The organism is Polaromonas sp. P1_F8, assembly GCF_056405635.1.
Window position 1 is genome coordinate 128,594 of sequence record NZ_JBFUBS010000003.1, and the last position, 15,702, is coordinate 144,295.

Annotated in this window: 16 protein-coding genes; all 16 read left to right on the top strand. The window is 59.3% G+C overall.

Annotation, left to right across the window (positions count from 1 at the left end; translation table 11 throughout):
- Positions 1–19: 19 nt before the first annotated feature.
- The 16 genes from AC1D1J_RS12385 to era all read left to right on the top strand — a co-directional run bounded on the left by AC1D1J_RS12385 (position 20) and on the right by era (position 15,701).
- Positions 20–1,384 (top strand): sialidase family protein, encoded by a 1,365-nt coding sequence (locus AC1D1J_RS12385; RefSeq protein WP_477688053.1) that lies wholly within the window; start codon positions 20–22, stop codon positions 1,382–1,384.
- Positions 1,365–2,006 (top strand): hypothetical protein, encoded by a 642-nt coding sequence (locus AC1D1J_RS12390; RefSeq protein WP_477688054.1) that lies wholly within the window; start codon positions 1,365–1,367, stop codon positions 2,004–2,006. Before AC1D1J_RS12385 ends, AC1D1J_RS12390 begins: the two co-directional genes overlap by 20 nt.
- A 92-nt stretch (positions 2,007–2,098) precedes the next feature.
- Positions 2,099–3,049, top strand: coding sequence for an ACP S-malonyltransferase (gene fabD, locus AC1D1J_RS12395; RefSeq protein WP_477688055.1), 951 nt, complete (start codon positions 2,099–2,101; stop codon positions 3,047–3,049).
- A complete protein-coding gene (gene fabG, locus AC1D1J_RS12400) occupies positions 3,046–3,792 on the top strand; it encodes a 3-oxoacyl-ACP reductase FabG (RefSeq protein WP_457279385.1) in 747 nt (248 codons plus the stop codon). The genes fabD and fabG overlap by 4 nt, the downstream gene beginning before the upstream one ends.
- 159 nt (positions 3,793–3,951) lie before the next feature.
- Positions 3,952–4,191 (top strand): acyl carrier protein, encoded by a 240-nt coding sequence (gene acpP, locus AC1D1J_RS12405; protein ID WP_011484542.1) that lies wholly within the window; start codon positions 3,952–3,954, stop codon positions 4,189–4,191.
- 82 nt (positions 4,192–4,273) lie between these two features.
- On the top strand, positions 4,274–5,518 hold the full coding sequence (gene fabF / locus AC1D1J_RS12410) for a beta-ketoacyl-ACP synthase II (RefSeq protein ID WP_457279384.1): 1,245 nt from the start codon (positions 4,274–4,276) through the stop codon (positions 5,516–5,518).
- Between the two features lie 32 nt (positions 5,519–5,550).
- The gene (locus AC1D1J_RS12415) at positions 5,551–6,093 is read left to right on the top strand and encodes a hypothetical protein (protein ID WP_457279383.1); all 543 of its coding nucleotides are present in this window, start codon (positions 5,551–5,553) and stop codon (positions 6,091–6,093) included.
- Positions 6,090–6,734: an RNA polymerase sigma factor RpoE gene (gene rpoE, locus AC1D1J_RS12420; protein WP_457279382.1), complete on the top strand. Its 645-nt coding sequence runs from the start codon at positions 6,090–6,092 to the stop codon at positions 6,732–6,734. Before AC1D1J_RS12415 ends, rpoE begins: the two co-directional genes overlap by 4 nt.
- A gap of 104 nt (positions 6,735–6,838) precedes the next feature.
- Positions 6,839–7,447: a sigma-E factor negative regulatory protein gene (locus AC1D1J_RS12425; RefSeq protein ID WP_477694852.1), complete on the top strand. Its 609-nt coding sequence runs from the start codon at positions 6,839–6,841 to the stop codon at positions 7,445–7,447.
- Between the two features lie 36 nt (positions 7,448–7,483).
- Entirely contained in the window at positions 7,484–8,512 is a 1,029-nt protein-coding gene (locus AC1D1J_RS12430; RefSeq protein ID WP_477671321.1) for a MucB/RseB C-terminal domain-containing protein, read from the top strand.
- Positions 8,513–8,634: 122 nt separating this feature from the next.
- Positions 8,635–10,098: a DegQ family serine endoprotease gene (locus tag AC1D1J_RS12435; RefSeq protein WP_477688059.1), complete on the top strand. Its 1,464-nt coding sequence runs from the start codon at positions 8,635–8,637 to the stop codon at positions 10,096–10,098.
- 570 nt (positions 10,099–10,668) lie between these two features.
- Positions 10,669–12,480, top strand: coding sequence for a translation elongation factor 4 (gene lepA / locus AC1D1J_RS12440; protein WP_477671322.1), 1,812 nt, complete (start codon positions 10,669–10,671; stop codon positions 12,478–12,480).
- Positions 12,481–12,491: 11 nt separating this feature from the next.
- Positions 12,492–13,463, top strand: a complete 972-nt coding sequence (gene lepB / locus AC1D1J_RS12445; RefSeq protein WP_457279377.1) for a signal peptidase I — start codon at positions 12,492–12,494, stop codon at positions 13,461–13,463.
- Positions 13,464–13,535: 72 nt separating this feature from the next.
- On the top strand, positions 13,536–13,877 hold the full coding sequence (locus tag AC1D1J_RS12450; protein ID WP_477688060.1) for a DUF4845 domain-containing protein: 342 nt from the start codon (positions 13,536–13,538) through the stop codon (positions 13,875–13,877).
- Positions 13,878–14,579: a ribonuclease III gene (gene rnc / locus AC1D1J_RS12455; RefSeq protein ID WP_477688061.1), complete on the top strand. Its 702-nt coding sequence runs from the start codon at positions 13,878–13,880 to the stop codon at positions 14,577–14,579. It abuts the gene before it with no gap.
- 174 nt (positions 14,580–14,753) lie between these two features.
- Positions 14,754–15,701, top strand: a complete 948-nt coding sequence (gene era, locus AC1D1J_RS12460; protein ID WP_477688115.1) for a GTPase Era — start codon at positions 14,754–14,756, stop codon at positions 15,699–15,701.
- The last annotated feature ends 1 nt before the right edge of the window (position 15,702 follow it).

The following is a 15,702-nucleotide window of genomic DNA, read 5'->3' on the forward strand; positions in this document are numbered from 1 at the left end:
TTCACAGACAGGTGGGCATTTGAACTTCAGACCTTCCGGTGCATGGGATCGCCTTGCAGCAGCCTTGCTGGTGCTGGCCTTTGCCCTGGCTGGGTGGAAAATCCTGCAGCGCTCGCCGGCCACCCCTTTTGCGGCATTGCCGTCCAGCCCTTCAGCTGATGCTGTCAAGTCCTTGCCTCGCGCCGGCTTGCCGGCACAGCAACTTTCGCCGGATGGCCGTTTTCGTTTTGACGCGCAATTTGTCTCATCTTCTCCCGGCCAGGCTGTGCATGCAGGTTCCCTCGTGGAGTTGCGCGATGGTCGCTTGCGCGCGGTCTGGTTTTCGGGCACGCGCGAAGGCGCGGGGGATGTCACCATCCAGACCGCGGTGATGGACCCCGCCAGTCTGCGCTGGAGTGCGGAAAGCACGCTGTTTAACCGTCAAACACTTCAGCAGGGCCTGTGGCGCTATGTCAAGAAGCTGGGCAATCCGGTGATCGCCCGCGCGGCCGATGGCTCACTCTGCCTGTGGATGGTCAACGTTTCATTGGGCGGATGGGCGGGCAGCTCCATCAGCTGGGCGCGTTCCACGGATGATGGCGCGACCTGGAGCGTGCCGCGCCGCCTGGTGACGTCGCCCTTCCTGAACATCAGTACGCTGGTCAAAGGAGCACCCGTGAGCTTTGAAAGCGGCGAGATCGGCTTGCCGGTGTACCACGAGTTCGTCACCAAATTCGGCGAAGTCCTGCGCATCAATGCTCTGGGCCAGGTCGTCGACAAAGTTCGCGTTCCCGGTAGTCGCACCGGTCTGCAGCCGGTTGTGCTGGTTTCGGGGCCAGAGAAGGCGCAGGTCTATATGCGCTCAGGCAATGCCACGGCGCTGATGGCTTCAAATACCACGGATGCCGGCAAGACCTGGTCGCGCGCGCATGCAAGCACCTGGCCCAATCCGGACTCCGCTGTGGCCGGCGTCGTGACGAACACCGGTACGCAATGGCTGGCCCTGAACCCGGCGCCCCGAAACCGCGAAATGCTGGCCTTGCTGCAAACGGCGGCGGGTGGCTCGTTTGATGGGCTAAGCCCATGGATCGTCGAATCGTCAGCCAACCCGCAGTCGCGCACGTCCCTCGTCGACTATGAGCGCCTGCTGACTCGGGAGCTCAAAGCCCGCGGCGCCAGTGACGGCGAAGCCCAGTCCTATGTAGCCAGTGCCCGGCGCCAGTTGTGCGGAGACCAGAGCTGCTCCCAGGAATTTTCTTATCCTTACTTGCTGCAAACCCGCGACGGCTACCTGCATCTCGTCTATACCTGGCATCGCACGCGCATCAAGCACGTGCGGCTGGATCCCCTGCAAACCCTCCAGGCCGCGCAAGCGGCGACCGGCCATGCTTCCTCCGGCAAATGATCTGATCGCCTTGCTCGGCATTGATCTGGTGCTCAGCGCCGGCTGCCTGCGGCTGCTGGGCTGGCGGCGTGGCGTCGCGCCGTGGGGCATGTTTGCTACTGCCGCGGTGTTTGTACTTCTGTGGTGCCCGGTGGGGCCGGCCCGTTTACCGCTCGTGGCCTATGTGCGCGGCATCAGTTCCGACCTGAGCATTTCTTTGGTGGCGCTCGCCTGCCTGGGCATGTATCAGCGCCTGTCGGGCGTCCGCTTGACAGATAACCGCGAGTGCATGCTGGTGAGTGTTGTCTTTGCTGTGGGCGCATTGTTTTTGTACCCGTTGGCCCTGGGCTGGGGTGACTGGGATGCCTACCGGCTCGGCTGGGGTTCGCCAGTTCTCTGGGCGGCGCTTCTGGCGCTGTCGCTGGCATGCTGGGCCGGGGGATTTCGTTTGCTGCCCGTGCTGGCCGCTCTGGCTTTACTGGCCTGGACTGCGGGGGCGCTGGAGTCCACCAATCTGTGGGACTACCTGATAGACCCCTGGCTGGCCGTTGCGGCAATTTATCAGTGCGTCAAATCGGCTGTCGGATGGGGGGTTGCACGGCTGCGTGGTGCGCACAATGGCGCTATGCCGTCGTCAGTCTGACAGGCTGTGCTTCAAAAAATGACCGTTCATCTTCTTAAAATGCATGCGGATGCTTTTCAGCAATCCAAGAATTCGACCCATGGAGTAATCATTTGAAATCGTTTGCTATTGTTTTTCCCGGCCAGGGTTCGCAGTCGGTCGGCATGCTGGACGCCTGGGGCGACCATCCGGTGGTTGCGCAGACGTTGGCCGAAGCCTCCGAGGCGCTGGGCGAGGATGTCGGCCGGCTGATCAAGGACGGCCCCAAGGAGGCGCTGGCGCTGACCACCAACACGCAGCCTGTCATGCTGGTCGCCGGTGTGGCGGCTTACCGTGCCTGGATGGCCGAAACCGGTACCGCGCCGGCCGCCGTCGCGGGTCACTCGCTGGGCGAATACTCTGCTCTGGTGGCCTCGAGTGTGCTGACACTCGCGCAAGCCGCGCCGTTGGTGCGCTTTCGTGCGCAGGCCATGCAGGACGCAGTACCGGTCGGCATAGGCGCGATGGCGGCCATTCTGGGCATGGACGCTTCCAAAGTGATTGAAGGCTGTGCCGAGGCCGCGCGCAGCTTCGGGACCCGCACCACCGAAGTGGTCGAAGCCGTCAATTTCAATGACCCGATGCAAACCGTCATCGCGGGCAGCAAGGCTGCGGTTGAAAAGGCCTGCGAAGTGCTCAAGGCCAACGGTGCCAAACGCGCCTTGCCCCTGCCGGTGTCAGCTCCCTTCCACTCCAGCCTGATGAAGCCCGCGGCCGAGAAGCTGCGCGAAAAGCTGGCCGCCGTTGATTTCGCGGCGCCGCAGATCCCCGTCATCAACAATATCGAGGTCGCCGTCGAGATCGACGCTGACCGCATTCGTGCGGCGCTGTACGGGCAGGCTTTCGGCCCCGTGCGTTGGGTGGAATGCGTGCAGGCCATCAAGGCACGCGGCCTCACGACGCTGGTCGAGTGCGGGCCTGGCAAGGTGCTCGCCGGCATGGCCAGAAGAATCGATCCCGAATTGACGGGTGTCCCCCTGTTTGATCCCGCCTCCCTGGCGGAAGTGAAGGAGTTACTGGCATGAGCGAAGTCAAGTTTGAAGGCCAGGTCGCACTGGTCACCGGCGCATCGCGCGGTATTGGCGCGGCCATTGCGCTGGAGCTGGCCCAGAAAGGCCTCAAAGTGATAGGCACGGCGACCAGCGATGAAGGCGCGGCCAAAATCGGCCAGGCCCTTGCGGCTTTCCCGGGTTGCGCCGGCAAAAACCTGAATGTGAACGATGTTACCGCCGCCGAAGCGCTGATCGACGCCATCGTCAAAGAGCACGGTGGCCTGCAGGTGCTGGTCAACAACGCGGGCATCACACGCGACATGCTGGCAATGCGGCTCAAGGATGACGACTGGGATGCGGTGCTGGACACCAATCTCAAGGCCGTGTTCCGCATGAGCCGCGCCGTGATGCGCACCATGATGAAGCAGCGCTACGGCCGCATCATCAGCATCACATCCGTCGTTGGTGCCTCGGGCAATGCGGGCCAATCCAATTACGCGGCAGCCAAGGCCGGCGTGGCCGGCATGACGCGCGCACTGGCGCGCGAGCTAGGCTCGCGTAACATCACCGTTAATTGCGTCGCGCCGGGCTTTATCGAGACCGACATGACCGCCGGCTTGCCGGAAGAGCAGCAAAAAGCACTTTTGGGGCAGATCCCGCTGGGCCATCTTGGCAAGCCGCAAGACATTGCGCACGCTGTGGCCTTTGTGGCGAGTCCGCAGGCGGCCTACATCACAGGCCAGGAGATTCACGTCAACGGCGGCATGTATATGTAGCTCTTGAGGCGTCAGCCCCGCAGTTTCATGAAAACGGCAGGCTGACAGTGGTAAAACACGGGAAATCGAAGCCGGTTTTTATCCGTCCGGCACGGTGCTTAGGGAAACGACTCTAACGCGGTAAAATCACGGATTAATTTACAACCCTCAGAGGGAACTATGAGCGATATCGAAGCACGTGTTAAGAAAATCATTGCCGAACAACTCGGCGTGGAAGAAGGCCAGGTCACCAGCGAAAAAGCCTTCGTGGCCGATCTGGGCGCTGACTCCCTTGACACCGTAGAACTGGTTATGGCTCTGGAAGACGAGTTCGGCATTGAGATTCCCGACGAAGACGCCGAGAAGATCACCACCGTCCAGAACGCGATTGACTACGCAAACACCCATCAAAAGGCTTGAGGCAAGGCTTTCGCCTGCCTCCGCCGTCATCAAGCCTGAAAAGTCATTCCAGGACTTTTCGGGTTTTTCTCAGGATTTCTGAATGAGCCGTCGTCGTGTCGTCGTGACAGGTCTGGGTTGTGTCAGCCCGGTAGGTAATACCGTGGCTGAATCCTGGGCCAATCTGATTGCCGGTGTGCCCGGAATCGATCTGATCACGCAGTTTGATGCAAGCAACTTTGCCTGCAAATTTGCCGGTGAGGTCAAAGGCTTCAATATCGCGGATTACATTCCCGAAAAAGAAGCGCGGCACATGGATCGCTTCATTCATCTGGGTCTGGCTGCAGCTTTCCAGGCGGTGGCCGACAGCGGCTTGCCGACAGGCGAGGCGCTCGACGGCGAACTGGCGACCCGCATTGGCTGCAATATAGGTTCGGGCATAGGCGGTTTGCCGATGATCGAGCAAATGCATTCCGAGCTGGTCAATCGCGGCCCGCGCCGGGTGTCTCCGTTCTTTGTACCTGCCTCGATCATCAACATGATTTCCGGGCATGTATCCATCAAATTCGGCTTTAAAGGCCCCAACGTCGCGGTCGTAACGGCCTGTACGACGGGACTTCATGCCATCGGCCTGTCGGCTCGCATGATTGAATATGGCGATTGCGACGTGATGGTGGCCGGTGGCGCTGAGTCCTGCGTCTCTCCGCTGGGCGTAGGCGGCTTTGCCGCAGCGCGTGCCCTGTCCACCCGCAACGAAGACCCTAAAACAGCGTCTCGCCCCTGGGACAAGGACCGTGATGGTTTTGTGCTGGGCGAAGGCGGCGGTGTGCTGGTTCTCGAAGAGTACGAGCATGCCAAAGCGCGCGGCGCCAGAATTTATGCTGAACTGACCGGGTTCGGCATGAGCGCAGACGCATATCACATGACAGCGCCCGATGTCGACGGACCGCGTCGCTCCATGGTCATGGCGTTGAAGAACGCAGGTGTCAATGCCGACGAAGTCCAGTACCTCAACGCGCATGGCACGTCCACGCCGTTGGGCGACTTGAACGAGACAAACGCCGTCAAGGCTGCGTTCGGCAGCCACGCTAAAAACATGGTGGTCAGCTCGACCAAATCCATGACGGGTCACCTTTTGGGCGGCGCCGGCGGCATTGAGTCGGTGTTTACGGTGCTTTCGCTGTATCACCAGAAAATTCCGCCGACCATCAATATCTTCAACCAGGACCCCGAGTGCGACCTGGACTACTGTGCCAATACCGCGCGTGACGCAAAAATCGAGGTTGCCGTCAAAAACAATTTCGGGTTCGGCGGCACCAACGGTACGCTGGTCTTCAAGCGCGCCTGATTTCCCGGCTCACGCACGTCCAACAGCCTGCCTTGAGCCTGCACAACGCCCCGCCGGTTGTTTATCCGCTGGGGCGTTCGCGTTTTCTGGGTACTCTTTTGTTGGGTTTATGGCTGTCCGGGCTGCTTTTAGCCATGCTCTGGTATTTCAATGGAAACCGTCAGCTGGATTGGCGCATCGGCCTGGCACTTACTGCCGCGTTAGGCGCTGGTGTGGCAGCACATATTGGTTGGCGAAATTCTCCGGCGGGCCACTTGGCATGGGATGGCGAAGTGTGGCGCTGGGAGGGCCCGGGTTACCAGGCGGGCGTTGCCGAATATGAGCTTTCAGTCCTTGCCGATTTTCAGCACTATTTACTGCTTCGGCTTGAAAATTCTGTTCACGCACGGCTGTGGCTTTGGGTGGAGCGCGGTGTCATGCCGGAGCGATGGCTGGACCTGCGCCGGGCGGTCTACTCGCCGCACAAGTCATCTTCCACCTTATCGCCGCACGATTTTCTGCCGGCAGAACCCGTGCCGGCTGTGGCAGTATCGGGGTCTATGCGCCCAGTTGAAGTCACGTCACAAAACCCATGAGCGCTGACCTGCCTCCGCCGCAACTGGAAAAAGCAACCGACAGCGATGCCATGCTGGTGGAGCGCACCGTTGCAGGCGACCAGAAGGCATATGAGCTGCTGGTCATCAAATACCAGCGGCGCATCCAGCGCCTGATAGGCCGTATGGTGCGCGATGTGGACCTGGTGGAAGATATCGCCCAGGAAACGTTCATCCGCGCCTACAGGGCCCTGGCGCAGTTCAGGGGCGAGGCCCAGTTCTACACATGGCTTTACCGGATTGCGGTGAATACCGCCAAAAAGGCCCTGATGGACCTTAAACGGGATCCAACCGTCTCTGAAAACTCCTTTAAATCGGGCCAAAGCGATGAAAGCGATGAAACTTCCCCGCTTGAAAACGAACTAACAAGCTCGGAAACGCCGGAAGCCGTGCTGGCCACCAAGGAAATTGCGGAAATCATCAATGCCGCCATGGAAGCCTTGCCTGAGGAGCTTCGCCAGGCCATTACCCTGCGTGAAATAGAAGGGCTGAGCTACGAAGAGATTTCAGAGGCGATGGATTGCCCCATCGGTACAGTGCGGTCCCGGATTTTCAGGGCGCGCGAGGCAATTTCGCAGAAGGTGAAACCGTTGCTGGAAAACCAGAGCGGCAAGCGCTGGTGAAGCCGCAGCACCCAGGAGCCATCTATGAACCCACGAATCAGATCCTGTATTTTGAGCCTTTCAAAACGGCAGTTCCGCTGCCCACGAACATGATGAAACCGTCAATGCAAACCAGTGAACTCATGTCTGCCCTGGCCGATGGTCAATTGAACGGGGAAGAACTTGTGGCTGCGCTCGATGCCAGCCGGCACGACGATTCAGCGGTCGCCGCCTGGGACACCTATCACCTGATTGGCGATGCTTTGCGATCTCCTGCGCTTCGGACCAAAGGGGCGGACATGGCCTTTTTGGCGCGCCTGAACCAGCGCCTTGCCCAGGAAACTCCGGCCGGTTCGAGTTTTCATCCTGGTGCTCCGGCTCTGGATGTTGTTCAGGTCCCCGTGCAAGCAATGTCTCAACCGCATGGCGAAGCCGCCAATGACAGCGATTTCCGCTGGAAGCTGGTAGCAGGATTTGCCTCACTCGCCGCGGTGGCTGCCATTGCGTGGAATGCCTCTGGCTTGCTGGCACCTGGCTCGGCGCCGCAGCTTGCCCAGGCGCCACTGTCACAACAGGTGTTGGTTGCTTCGCCCCAAGGCCCAATGGTGCGGGATGCCCGGCTGGAGGAACTGCTGGCTGCGCACAAGCAGCTGGGGGGCACGTCGGCCCTGCAGGAGCCTTCGGGTTTCTTGCGCAATGCCACCTTTGAAACGCCGCAAAATGCAGGACGCTGAGCGGACGCTTGCTTGCTGCCGGGCTTTGGAAACTTCATGAAATTCAAGCTATTTCGCCTTCTAGCCCTTGCGGGATGTGCGCTGCCAGCTATGAATTTTGTAGCGGCACAGGTGCCGCCGCCGGCCCCTGCTGCGACGCCCGTGGAATCCCGCAACATCAACGATTGGCTGATGCGCATGCACGAGGCTTCCAAAAAGCGCTCGTACATTGGCACCTTTGTCGTCTCTTCCGGTGGCGCCATGTCCAGTGCGAAGATTTGGCATGTTTGCGAGGGCGACCAGCAAATGGAGCGGGTAGAAACGCTGACGGGGGCACCACGCTCGATTTTTCGCCATAACGACCAGGTGGTCACCTTCATGCCGGACCACAAGGTGGTTCGCAGTGAAAAGCGTGAGTCGCTGGGTATGTTCCCCCAGTTGCTGCAGTCAACCGATAACCGGATTGCCGACTATTACAAGGTCCGTCAGGAGGGTACCGAGCGCGTGGCGGGCGTCGAGGCCGATATCGTGCTGCTGGCGCCCAAAGACAATATGCGGTTTGGCTACCGGGTCTGGACAGAACAGAAGAAAGGCCTGGTCGTGAAGCTGCAGACGCTCGATACCGACGGCAAGGTCCTGGAACAGGCGGCATTTTCAGAATTGCAGCTCGATGCTCCGGTCAAAATGGACAAGCTCCTCCAGATGATGGGCAAGGTCGACGGTTACCGTGTGGAAAAGCCTGTTCTCATGAAGACCACGGCAAGCGCGGAAGGCTGGCTCCTGAAGGCGCCTGTGGCGGGCTTTAAACCCATGAGTTGCTACAAGCGACCGGCGACGGCACTGGCGCCTGCTGGCACTGCGGCCGGTGAAGAGCCCCTGCAGTGGATTTTTTCGGATGGTTTGGCATCGGTGTCGATTTTTGTAGAACCATTCGACCGCCAGCGCCACGGTCAGGAATCGAGCCTGTCGATGGGCGCCACCCAGACGATTACCCGGCAGCTCGACGCCTATTGGGTCACCGTGATGGGTGAAGTCCCCATGGGTACCTTGAAGCTTTTTGCGGGCGGGCTGGAGCGCAAGAAATAATATGCTCTGGTGTCCTGATACCTTTCTCGGGGCCCACGTGCAGCAACAGTTTTCTCCGGCGCCGGCCTTGGGTTGCCGCCGGGTGTGATTGCCGGATGACAACATTTATGACGAGGCTGATGATGCTTGAATTGAACTGGAAACCCCTGCGCTCCTGCCTGACGGCGGCCATCGTGGGAAGCACTGCGGTCCTGGCGGTGCTGCCGGTCGTGCCGGTCTGGGCGCAGAACCGCACATTGCCGGATTTCACGGACCTGGTGGAGCAGGTGGGTCCTTCGGTGGTCAATATCCGCACCCTGGAGAAAGTCAAGGCAGCGGCTTCCGGAAGTGCCGACGAACAGATGCTGGAATTCTTCAAGCGTTTTGGCATACCGATCCCCCCCAATATGCCCCGCGCACCCCGGCCGGACCGCAGCCCTCAGCCTGACGAAGATCAGCCACGCGGCGTCGGGTCGGGTTTCATCCTGACGGCCGACGGCTTTGTGATGACCAACGCGCATGTGGTCGAAGGCGCCGATGAAGTCATCGTCACGTTGACCGACAAGCGCGAATTCAAAGCCAAAATCATCGGTGCGGACAAGCGCAGTGACGTTGCCGTCGTCAAGATTGAGGCGACGGGGCTGCCCGCAGTGAAGATCGGCGACATCAACCGCCTCAAGGTCGGGGAATGGGTGATGGCCATCGGTTCGCCATTTGGCCTGGAAAACACCGTGACCGCAGGTATCGTGAGTGCCAAGCAGCGGGATACCGGCGACTACCTGCCGTTTATCCAGACCGACGTGGCCATCAACCCCGGCAACTCCGGCGGGCCCCTGATCAATATGCGCGGTGAGGTGGTTGGCATCAACAGCCAAATTTATTCGCGCTCCGGCGGCTTCCAGGGCATTTCCTTTTCCATTCCCATAGATGAGGCAGCGCGCGTGTCCGATCAGCTGCGCACGAGCGGCAAGGTCACGCGGGGCCGTATCGGTGTGCAGATCGACCAGGTCACCAAAGAGGTGGCGGAATCGATTGGCCTGGGCAAGGCCCAGGGTGCACTGGTCAGGGGTGTTGAGAGCGGCGCACCTGCAGAAAAAGCGGGCATTGAGGCTGGCGACATCATCATCAAGTTCGACGGCAAGCCGATTGAAAAATCCAGCGACTTGCCGCGCATGGTCGGCAACGTGAAGCCGGGTACCAAGGCCGTGGTGACTGTCTTCAGGCGCGGTGCGAGCAAGGACCTTTCGGTCACGATCGGTGAGGTCGAGGCCGAAAGACCCGCGCGCAAGGCTTCGGCTGGACCCGAACCCAAGCCTCCGGTGGCGGGGGCCGCACAAGCTTTAGGTCTGGCCGTCAGTGAAGTGCCCGACGCGCAGAAGAAAGAGCTGAAGATCAAGGGTGGCGTCAAGGTGGACACCGCTGAAGGGGTTGCTGCGCGGGCCGGCCTGAAAGAAGGCGACGTGATTGTGGCGATTGCCAACTCCGAAGTCACCAGCGTCAAGGAATTTGAAGCGGCCCTTGCCAAAATCGACAAGTCCAAGGCCATCAACGTATTGTTCCGCCGGGGCGAGTGGGCGCAATACGCATTGATCAGGCCTTCCCGCTGAAGGCGCTACCTAGGGGCGCTTTCCCGCGGCGGCGCGGCAAGGAGCGTGTGAAGCTGCCTTTAACCCCCATACCCTGCCGGGCTATGGGGGTTTTTGCCGCCTGACGCGGAATCTGGTGCTTCGCAAAAATATATTTTTGCGAGGGACCAGACCTGATTTTTGTTAGTGATTACTCACAATAAAGTGGTCCATGGACCATTTTCGGTAGAATATGAGCTCCCCTCTGCGCTATTTCGATATATCGGAATGGCTAAAGACCCGGTTTCTCTCTTTATTTTGAGTAATACCGAACGCTCCACAGATCACCCACAAGTTGTCCAGAGACAAGCAGTATAAAATTGTGAATAAGTTGTGCATAAGATCCATGTTGCTAGCCTGCAACGACAAAAATATGGCCATTTCGGGACTGTTCGGCTCCAGCTTTTTGCCTACAATGAAGTTCCAACTATCGCAGTTGCCATAGATTGTTGGTTCAGGGCGCGTCGCTACTCGACGCGCCCTTTTTTATGGCCCTCGCGAATTCCATCCAATCTCTTCGCAATACTTTCAAGTACTTAGGCGTTCTCGTTGATGAATCACATCAGAAATTTTTCGATCATTGCCCACATTGATCACGGCAAATCCACGCTGGCTGACCGTCTCATCCAGCGTTGCGGCGGTTTGCAGGACAGAGAGATGAGTGCGCAGGTTCTGGATTCGATGGATATTGAAAAAGAGCGTGGGATAACCATCAAGGCGCAGACCGCTGCGCTCAAATACAAGGCACTCAACGGCGAGGTCTACAACCTCAATCTGATCGACACGCCGGGCCACGTCGACTTCTCTTATGAAGTGAGCCGCTCGCTGTCCGCATGCGAGGGGGCGCTGCTGGTGGTGGACGCCAGCCAGGGTGTGGAAGCGCAGACCGTCGCCAACTGCTACACCGCGCTGGACCTCGGCGTGGAAGTCGTGCCGGTGCTCAACAAGATGGACTTGCCGCAAGCCGACCCTGATAACGCCAAGCAGGAAATCGAAGAAGTGATCGGCATCGACGCGACCGATGCGATTCCCTGTAGTGCCAAGACGGGCATGGGCATCGATGAAATCCTGGAGGCCGTCGTTGCCAGGATTCCGCCGCCCAAAGGTAATCCAGGCGGCCCGTTACGCGCCATGATCATTGACAGTTGGTACGACGCTTATGTGGGCGTCGTCATGCTGGTGCGTGTTGTGGACGGCCGGCTTGCCAAGGGTGACCGTATCAAGCTGATGGCCAGCGAGGCGATGTACAACGCCGAGCAATTAGGCGTCTTTACTCCGCATACCGAGCCTCGCCAGGCGCTCGAATCCGGCGAGGTGGGTTTTGTCATCGCTGGGATCAAGGAGCTCCAGGCGGCGCGGGTCGGCGACACCGTGACCCTGATCAAGCCCGGGACAGGCGGCGCAGCCTTTACTGCCACCGAGGCCTTGCCCGGCTTCAAGGAAATCCAGCCTGCGGTGTTTGCCGGCCTGTATCCCTCAGAGGCCAGTGAATACGAATCCCTGCGCGACGCACTGGAAAAACTCAAGCTCAATGATGCGTCGCTGCACTATGAGCCGGAAGTCAGCGAGGCGCTGGGTTTTGGGTTTCGCTGCGGGTTCCTGGGGCTGCTGCACATGGAGATCGTCCAGGAGCGGCTCGAGCGGGAATTCGACCAGGATCTGATCACGACGGCCCCCAGTGTGGTCTATGAAGTTCTCCAATCCGACGGAACCCTCCTCAAGGTTGAAAATCCCTCCAAAATTCCCGACGGTGGAAAGGTTAACGAGATCCGCGAGCCCATCGTGACCGTGCACTTGTATATGCCGCAGGACTACGTGGGCGCCGTGATGACGCTGGCCAACCAGAAGCGTGGCGTCCAGCTGAACATGGCTTACCACGGCAAGCAGGTCATGCTGACCTATGAAATGCCGCTGGGCGAGATCGTGCTGGACTTCTTCGACAAGCTCAAGTCCGTCTCCCGCGGCTATGCGTCGATGGACTACGAATTCAAGGAGTTCCGGGCATCCGATGTGGTGAAGGTGGACATCCTGCTGAATGGCGAGAAGGTCGATGCGCTGTCCATCATCGTCCACCGCAGCCAGTCAGCCTACCGCGGCCGGGCGGTGGTGGCCAAAATGCGCGAGATCATCTCCCGGCAGCAATTCGATGTGGCCATCCAGGCGGCGATCGGGGCCAACATTATTGCGCGTGAGACAATCAAGGCGCTGCGCAAAAACGTGATCGCCAAGTGCTACGGAGGCGATATTTCACGCAAACGCAAGCTCCTTGAAAAACAAAAAGCGGGTAAAAAACGCATGAAACAAATCGGTTCCGTTGAAGTCCCCCAAGAAGCCTTCCTGGCCATTTTGCAGGTGGAAGATTGATGCGCGGCGCAATGAGCACGATCACGGCCGTGGTGCTGGCCGCCTTTGTGGGTTATGGCGCTGCCTGGTACTTCGGCGTCGTGGACGGAAACTTTTCCCTGCTGCTGTTTCTGGCGTCGGTGGTCACCGGGATTTACTGGCTGGCCGAGCGGTTTTACTTTTTGCCGCAGCGCTACCGTGCGGCGGCGGCATTCGAGGAAAGTGCTGCCAGGCGGCAGGCTGAACTCGCCGGCAAAGGCATCAGCCAGGTCGACAACCATGTTGACGAAGCCAGAACCCGCCTCATCATGCAGCCCTGGTGGCTGGACTGGACCGCCGGTCTTTTCCCGGTGATCGTGGTGGTTTTCCTGTTGCGCTCCTTCCTGTTTGAGCCCTTCAAGATTCCTTCCGGCTCCATGATCCCGACGCTGCTCGTCAACGACCTGATCTTGGTCAACAAATTCCATTACGGCGTTCGCCTGCCGGTGCTCAATATCAAGGTACTGGACAACAACACCCCGCAGCGCGGGGATGTGATGGTGTTTCGCTATCCCCCAAAACCGAGCCTGGATTACATCAAGCGGGTGGTGGGTGTGCCCGGGGATGAGGTGGCCTACCTGAACAAGAAGCTGACCATTAACGGCAAGCCTCTGGTCAAGACGCCTTTGCCCGACTTTTTTGACGAAGATATTTTGCGTTACGCCAAACAGTTCGAAGAGGTCAATGGGACAAAGAAATACCGCTTGCTGAATGACGACTCCCGGCGGGCGGGCCTCGATGAGCGGGAGGTCATGGACTTTCCTTTCAAGGAAAATTGCCGTTACAGTAGCGAGGGCGTTGTCTGCAAGGTGCCTGAGGGGCAGTATTTCATGATGGGCGATAACCGCGATAATTCGCTGGACTCCCGCTATTGGGGGTTTGTTCCCGATAAAAACATTGTCGGCAAGGCCTTTTTTGTCTGGATGAATTTCGGCAACCTCAAGCGTATCGGTTCTTTCGAATAGCCCCCTTTTTGGCACACTTTGGTGTACCAAGAGGCAATGCGACAGAACTTCCTAGTCAAAGCAGGAGAAAAAATGAAACATCGTCAACGTGGAATTTCCTTTATTGGCATTCTGTTTGTAGGCGTCGTTCTGGTGTGTAGCGGTATTCTGGCCGCCCAGGTTCTTCCGACGCTGGTGGAGTACCAGGCCATTCTTAAAGCTGCGGGCAAAGCCAGGGAGGGCAGCACTGTCGGCGAAGCCAAGTCAATATTTGACAAGGCCGCCCAGATTGACGATATCAAGTCGATTACCGGTAAGGACTTGGAAGTGACCAAGGAGGGCGACAAAACCGTGGTGGCTTTCGCCTATAACAAGGAAATTCACATGGTTGGCCCAGCTTATCTGCTGCTCAAGTACAACGGCCGTGCCAAGTAAGTGCGAGCGAGTGCTACCTCAAGTCCTGGTCTGCTGGCACTGCAAAAGCGCCTGCAGCATGATTTTTCCGACCCAAGGCTGCTCCAGCAGGCGCTGACGCACCGCAGCTTCTCGACCGACCATAATGAGCGTATCGAATTTCTGGGCGATTCCGTCCTGAACCTGGCTGTCGCGGGGCTGCTCTTCGAGCAACTGAGTACCCTGCCTGAGGGCGACCTTTCGCGCGTACGGGCCAACCTGGTCAAGCAGGACACCCTGCATAAACTTGCCGTCGTGCTTGGCTTGCCGGACCTGGTACGGCTGGGTGAAGGTGAGGCGAAATCCGGCGGGCAGAAACGGCCCTCCATCCTCGCTGACGCGCTGGAAGCTGTGATAGGCGCCGTTTACCTGGACGCCGGCTTTGAGGCGGCCAACCTGCTGGTGCACCGGCTGTTCAAGGACGTGGAAATCAACCCCCAGATGCAGGCCATCGGCAAAGATCCGAAAACCGAATTGCAGGAGTGGCTGCAGGGGCGCAAAATGAACCTGCCGATTTACCGCGTGGTGGGCACCATGGGTGCGGCCCACAAGCAGACCTTCGATGTGGAATGCGAGATCACCGAGTATGGCCGGGCCGAGCGCGGGATCGGCGGCTCCCGCCGGGCCGGCGAACAAGCCGCCGCCGCCGCCATGCTGATGTTTGTCAAGACACTGGATTCCTGACTCCTCGCCGGCAGCCGCCCGAAGGCCGCAGGCCAACACACCAAGATTATGAGTACAGGTAAAAAAGAACCGAAAACCCCGGTAGCTGCTGCGGCGACTCCCTCTGCAGTCGCGCCGAAAAAGCGTCAAGCCAAAGCCCCGGAAGCCGTGCAGCCGCCCGATGCGCTGGAAGCCATGCTGGCGCAGGCGCTGTCCTCGCGCGGCGCGGCCGTGCCCACCGGCACTGGCACACCTCCCGCCGGCGAGCAGCGTTGCGGCCTGATCGCCATTGTCGGCAAGCCCAACGTGGGCAAGTCCACCCTGCTCAATGCCCTGGTGGGGCAAAAGATCAGCATCACCTCACGCAAGGCCCAGACCACGCGCCACCGCATCACCGGCATGCGCACGGTCAAGGGGACGCAGTATGTCTTCGTGGACACGCCGGGCTTTCAGACCCGGCACGGCAACGCGCTGAACCGTTCACTGAACCGCACCGTGGTCGGTGCCGTCAATGATGTGGACCTCATTGTCTTTGTGGTGGAAGCCGGCCAGTTCAACCAGGCCGACGCCAAGGTTCTGGCCCTGCTGCCCGAAAAGACACCCGCAATTTTGTTGGCCAACAAGTTCGATTTGATTCACCGCCGTGCCGAAATCGCGCCTTGGCTCAAGGAAATGCAGGAGCGGCACAATTTCGCCGAGTTCGTGCCCATGTCGGCCAACAATGCCAAGGACATCGAGCGCCTGTTCGGCATCTGCGAAAAATACCTGCCGGTGCAGCCCTGGATGTACGGTGCCGACGAATTGACCGACCGCAGTGATCGCTTCATGGCGGCCGAAATCATCCGCGAAAAGCTGTTCCGCCTGACGGGCGACGAGCTTCCCTATACCTCCACCGTCATCATTGACCAGTATGAAGAAGAGGGTGCCCTGCGCAAGATTGCCGCCACCATCGTGGTGGAGCGCGACGGGCACAAAGGCATGATCATTGGCGAGAAGGGCGAAAAGCTCAAACGCATCGGCACTGAAGCCCGGCATGAGCTTGAAACCCTCACTGGCGGCAAGGTGTTCCTGGAGATCTGGGTCAAGGTGCGCTCGGGTTGGGCGGACGATGAGGCAAGGGTCAAGACCTTCGGGTATGAATGAG

Excerpts from the sequence above, each read along its gene's own strand:
- lepB (WP_457279377.1), top strand. The coding sequence starts at position 12,492 with ATGAGCACGATCACGGCCGTGGTGCTGGCCGCCTTTGTGGGTTATGGC.
- AC1D1J_RS12430 (WP_477671321.1), top strand. The coding sequence starts at position 7,484 with ATGAAATTCAAGCTATTTCGCCTTCTAGCCCTTGCGGGATGTGCGCTG.
- AC1D1J_RS12435 (WP_477688059.1), top strand. The coding sequence starts at position 8,635 with ATGCTTGAATTGAACTGGAAACCCCTGCGCTCCTGCCTGACGGCGGCC.
- AC1D1J_RS12450 (WP_477688060.1), top strand. The coding sequence starts at position 13,536 with ATGAAACATCGTCAACGTGGAATTTCCTTTATTGGCATTCTGTTTGTA.
- era (WP_477688115.1), top strand. The coding sequence starts at position 14,754 with ATGCTGGCGCAGGCGCTGTCCTCGCGCGGCGCGGCCGTGCCCACCGGC.
- rpoE (WP_457279382.1), top strand. The coding sequence starts at position 6,090 with ATGAGCGCTGACCTGCCTCCGCCGCAACTGGAAAAAGCAACCGACAGC.
- AC1D1J_RS12425 (WP_477694852.1), top strand. The coding sequence starts at position 6,839 with ATGCAAACCAGTGAACTCATGTCTGCCCTGGCCGATGGTCAATTGAAC.
- acpP (WP_011484542.1), top strand. The coding sequence starts at position 3,952 with ATGAGCGATATCGAAGCACGTGTTAAGAAAATCATTGCCGAACAACTC.
- lepA (WP_477671322.1), top strand. The coding sequence starts at position 10,669 with ATGAATCACATCAGAAATTTTTCGATCATTGCCCACATTGATCACGGC.
- fabF (WP_457279384.1), top strand. The coding sequence starts at position 4,274 with ATGAGCCGTCGTCGTGTCGTCGTGACAGGTCTGGGTTGTGTCAGCCCG.
- fabG (WP_457279385.1), top strand. The coding sequence starts at position 3,046 with ATGAGCGAAGTCAAGTTTGAAGGCCAGGTCGCACTGGTCACCGGCGCA.
- AC1D1J_RS12390 (WP_477688054.1), top strand. The coding sequence starts at position 1,365 with ATGCTTCCTCCGGCAAATGATCTGATCGCCTTGCTCGGCATTGATCTG.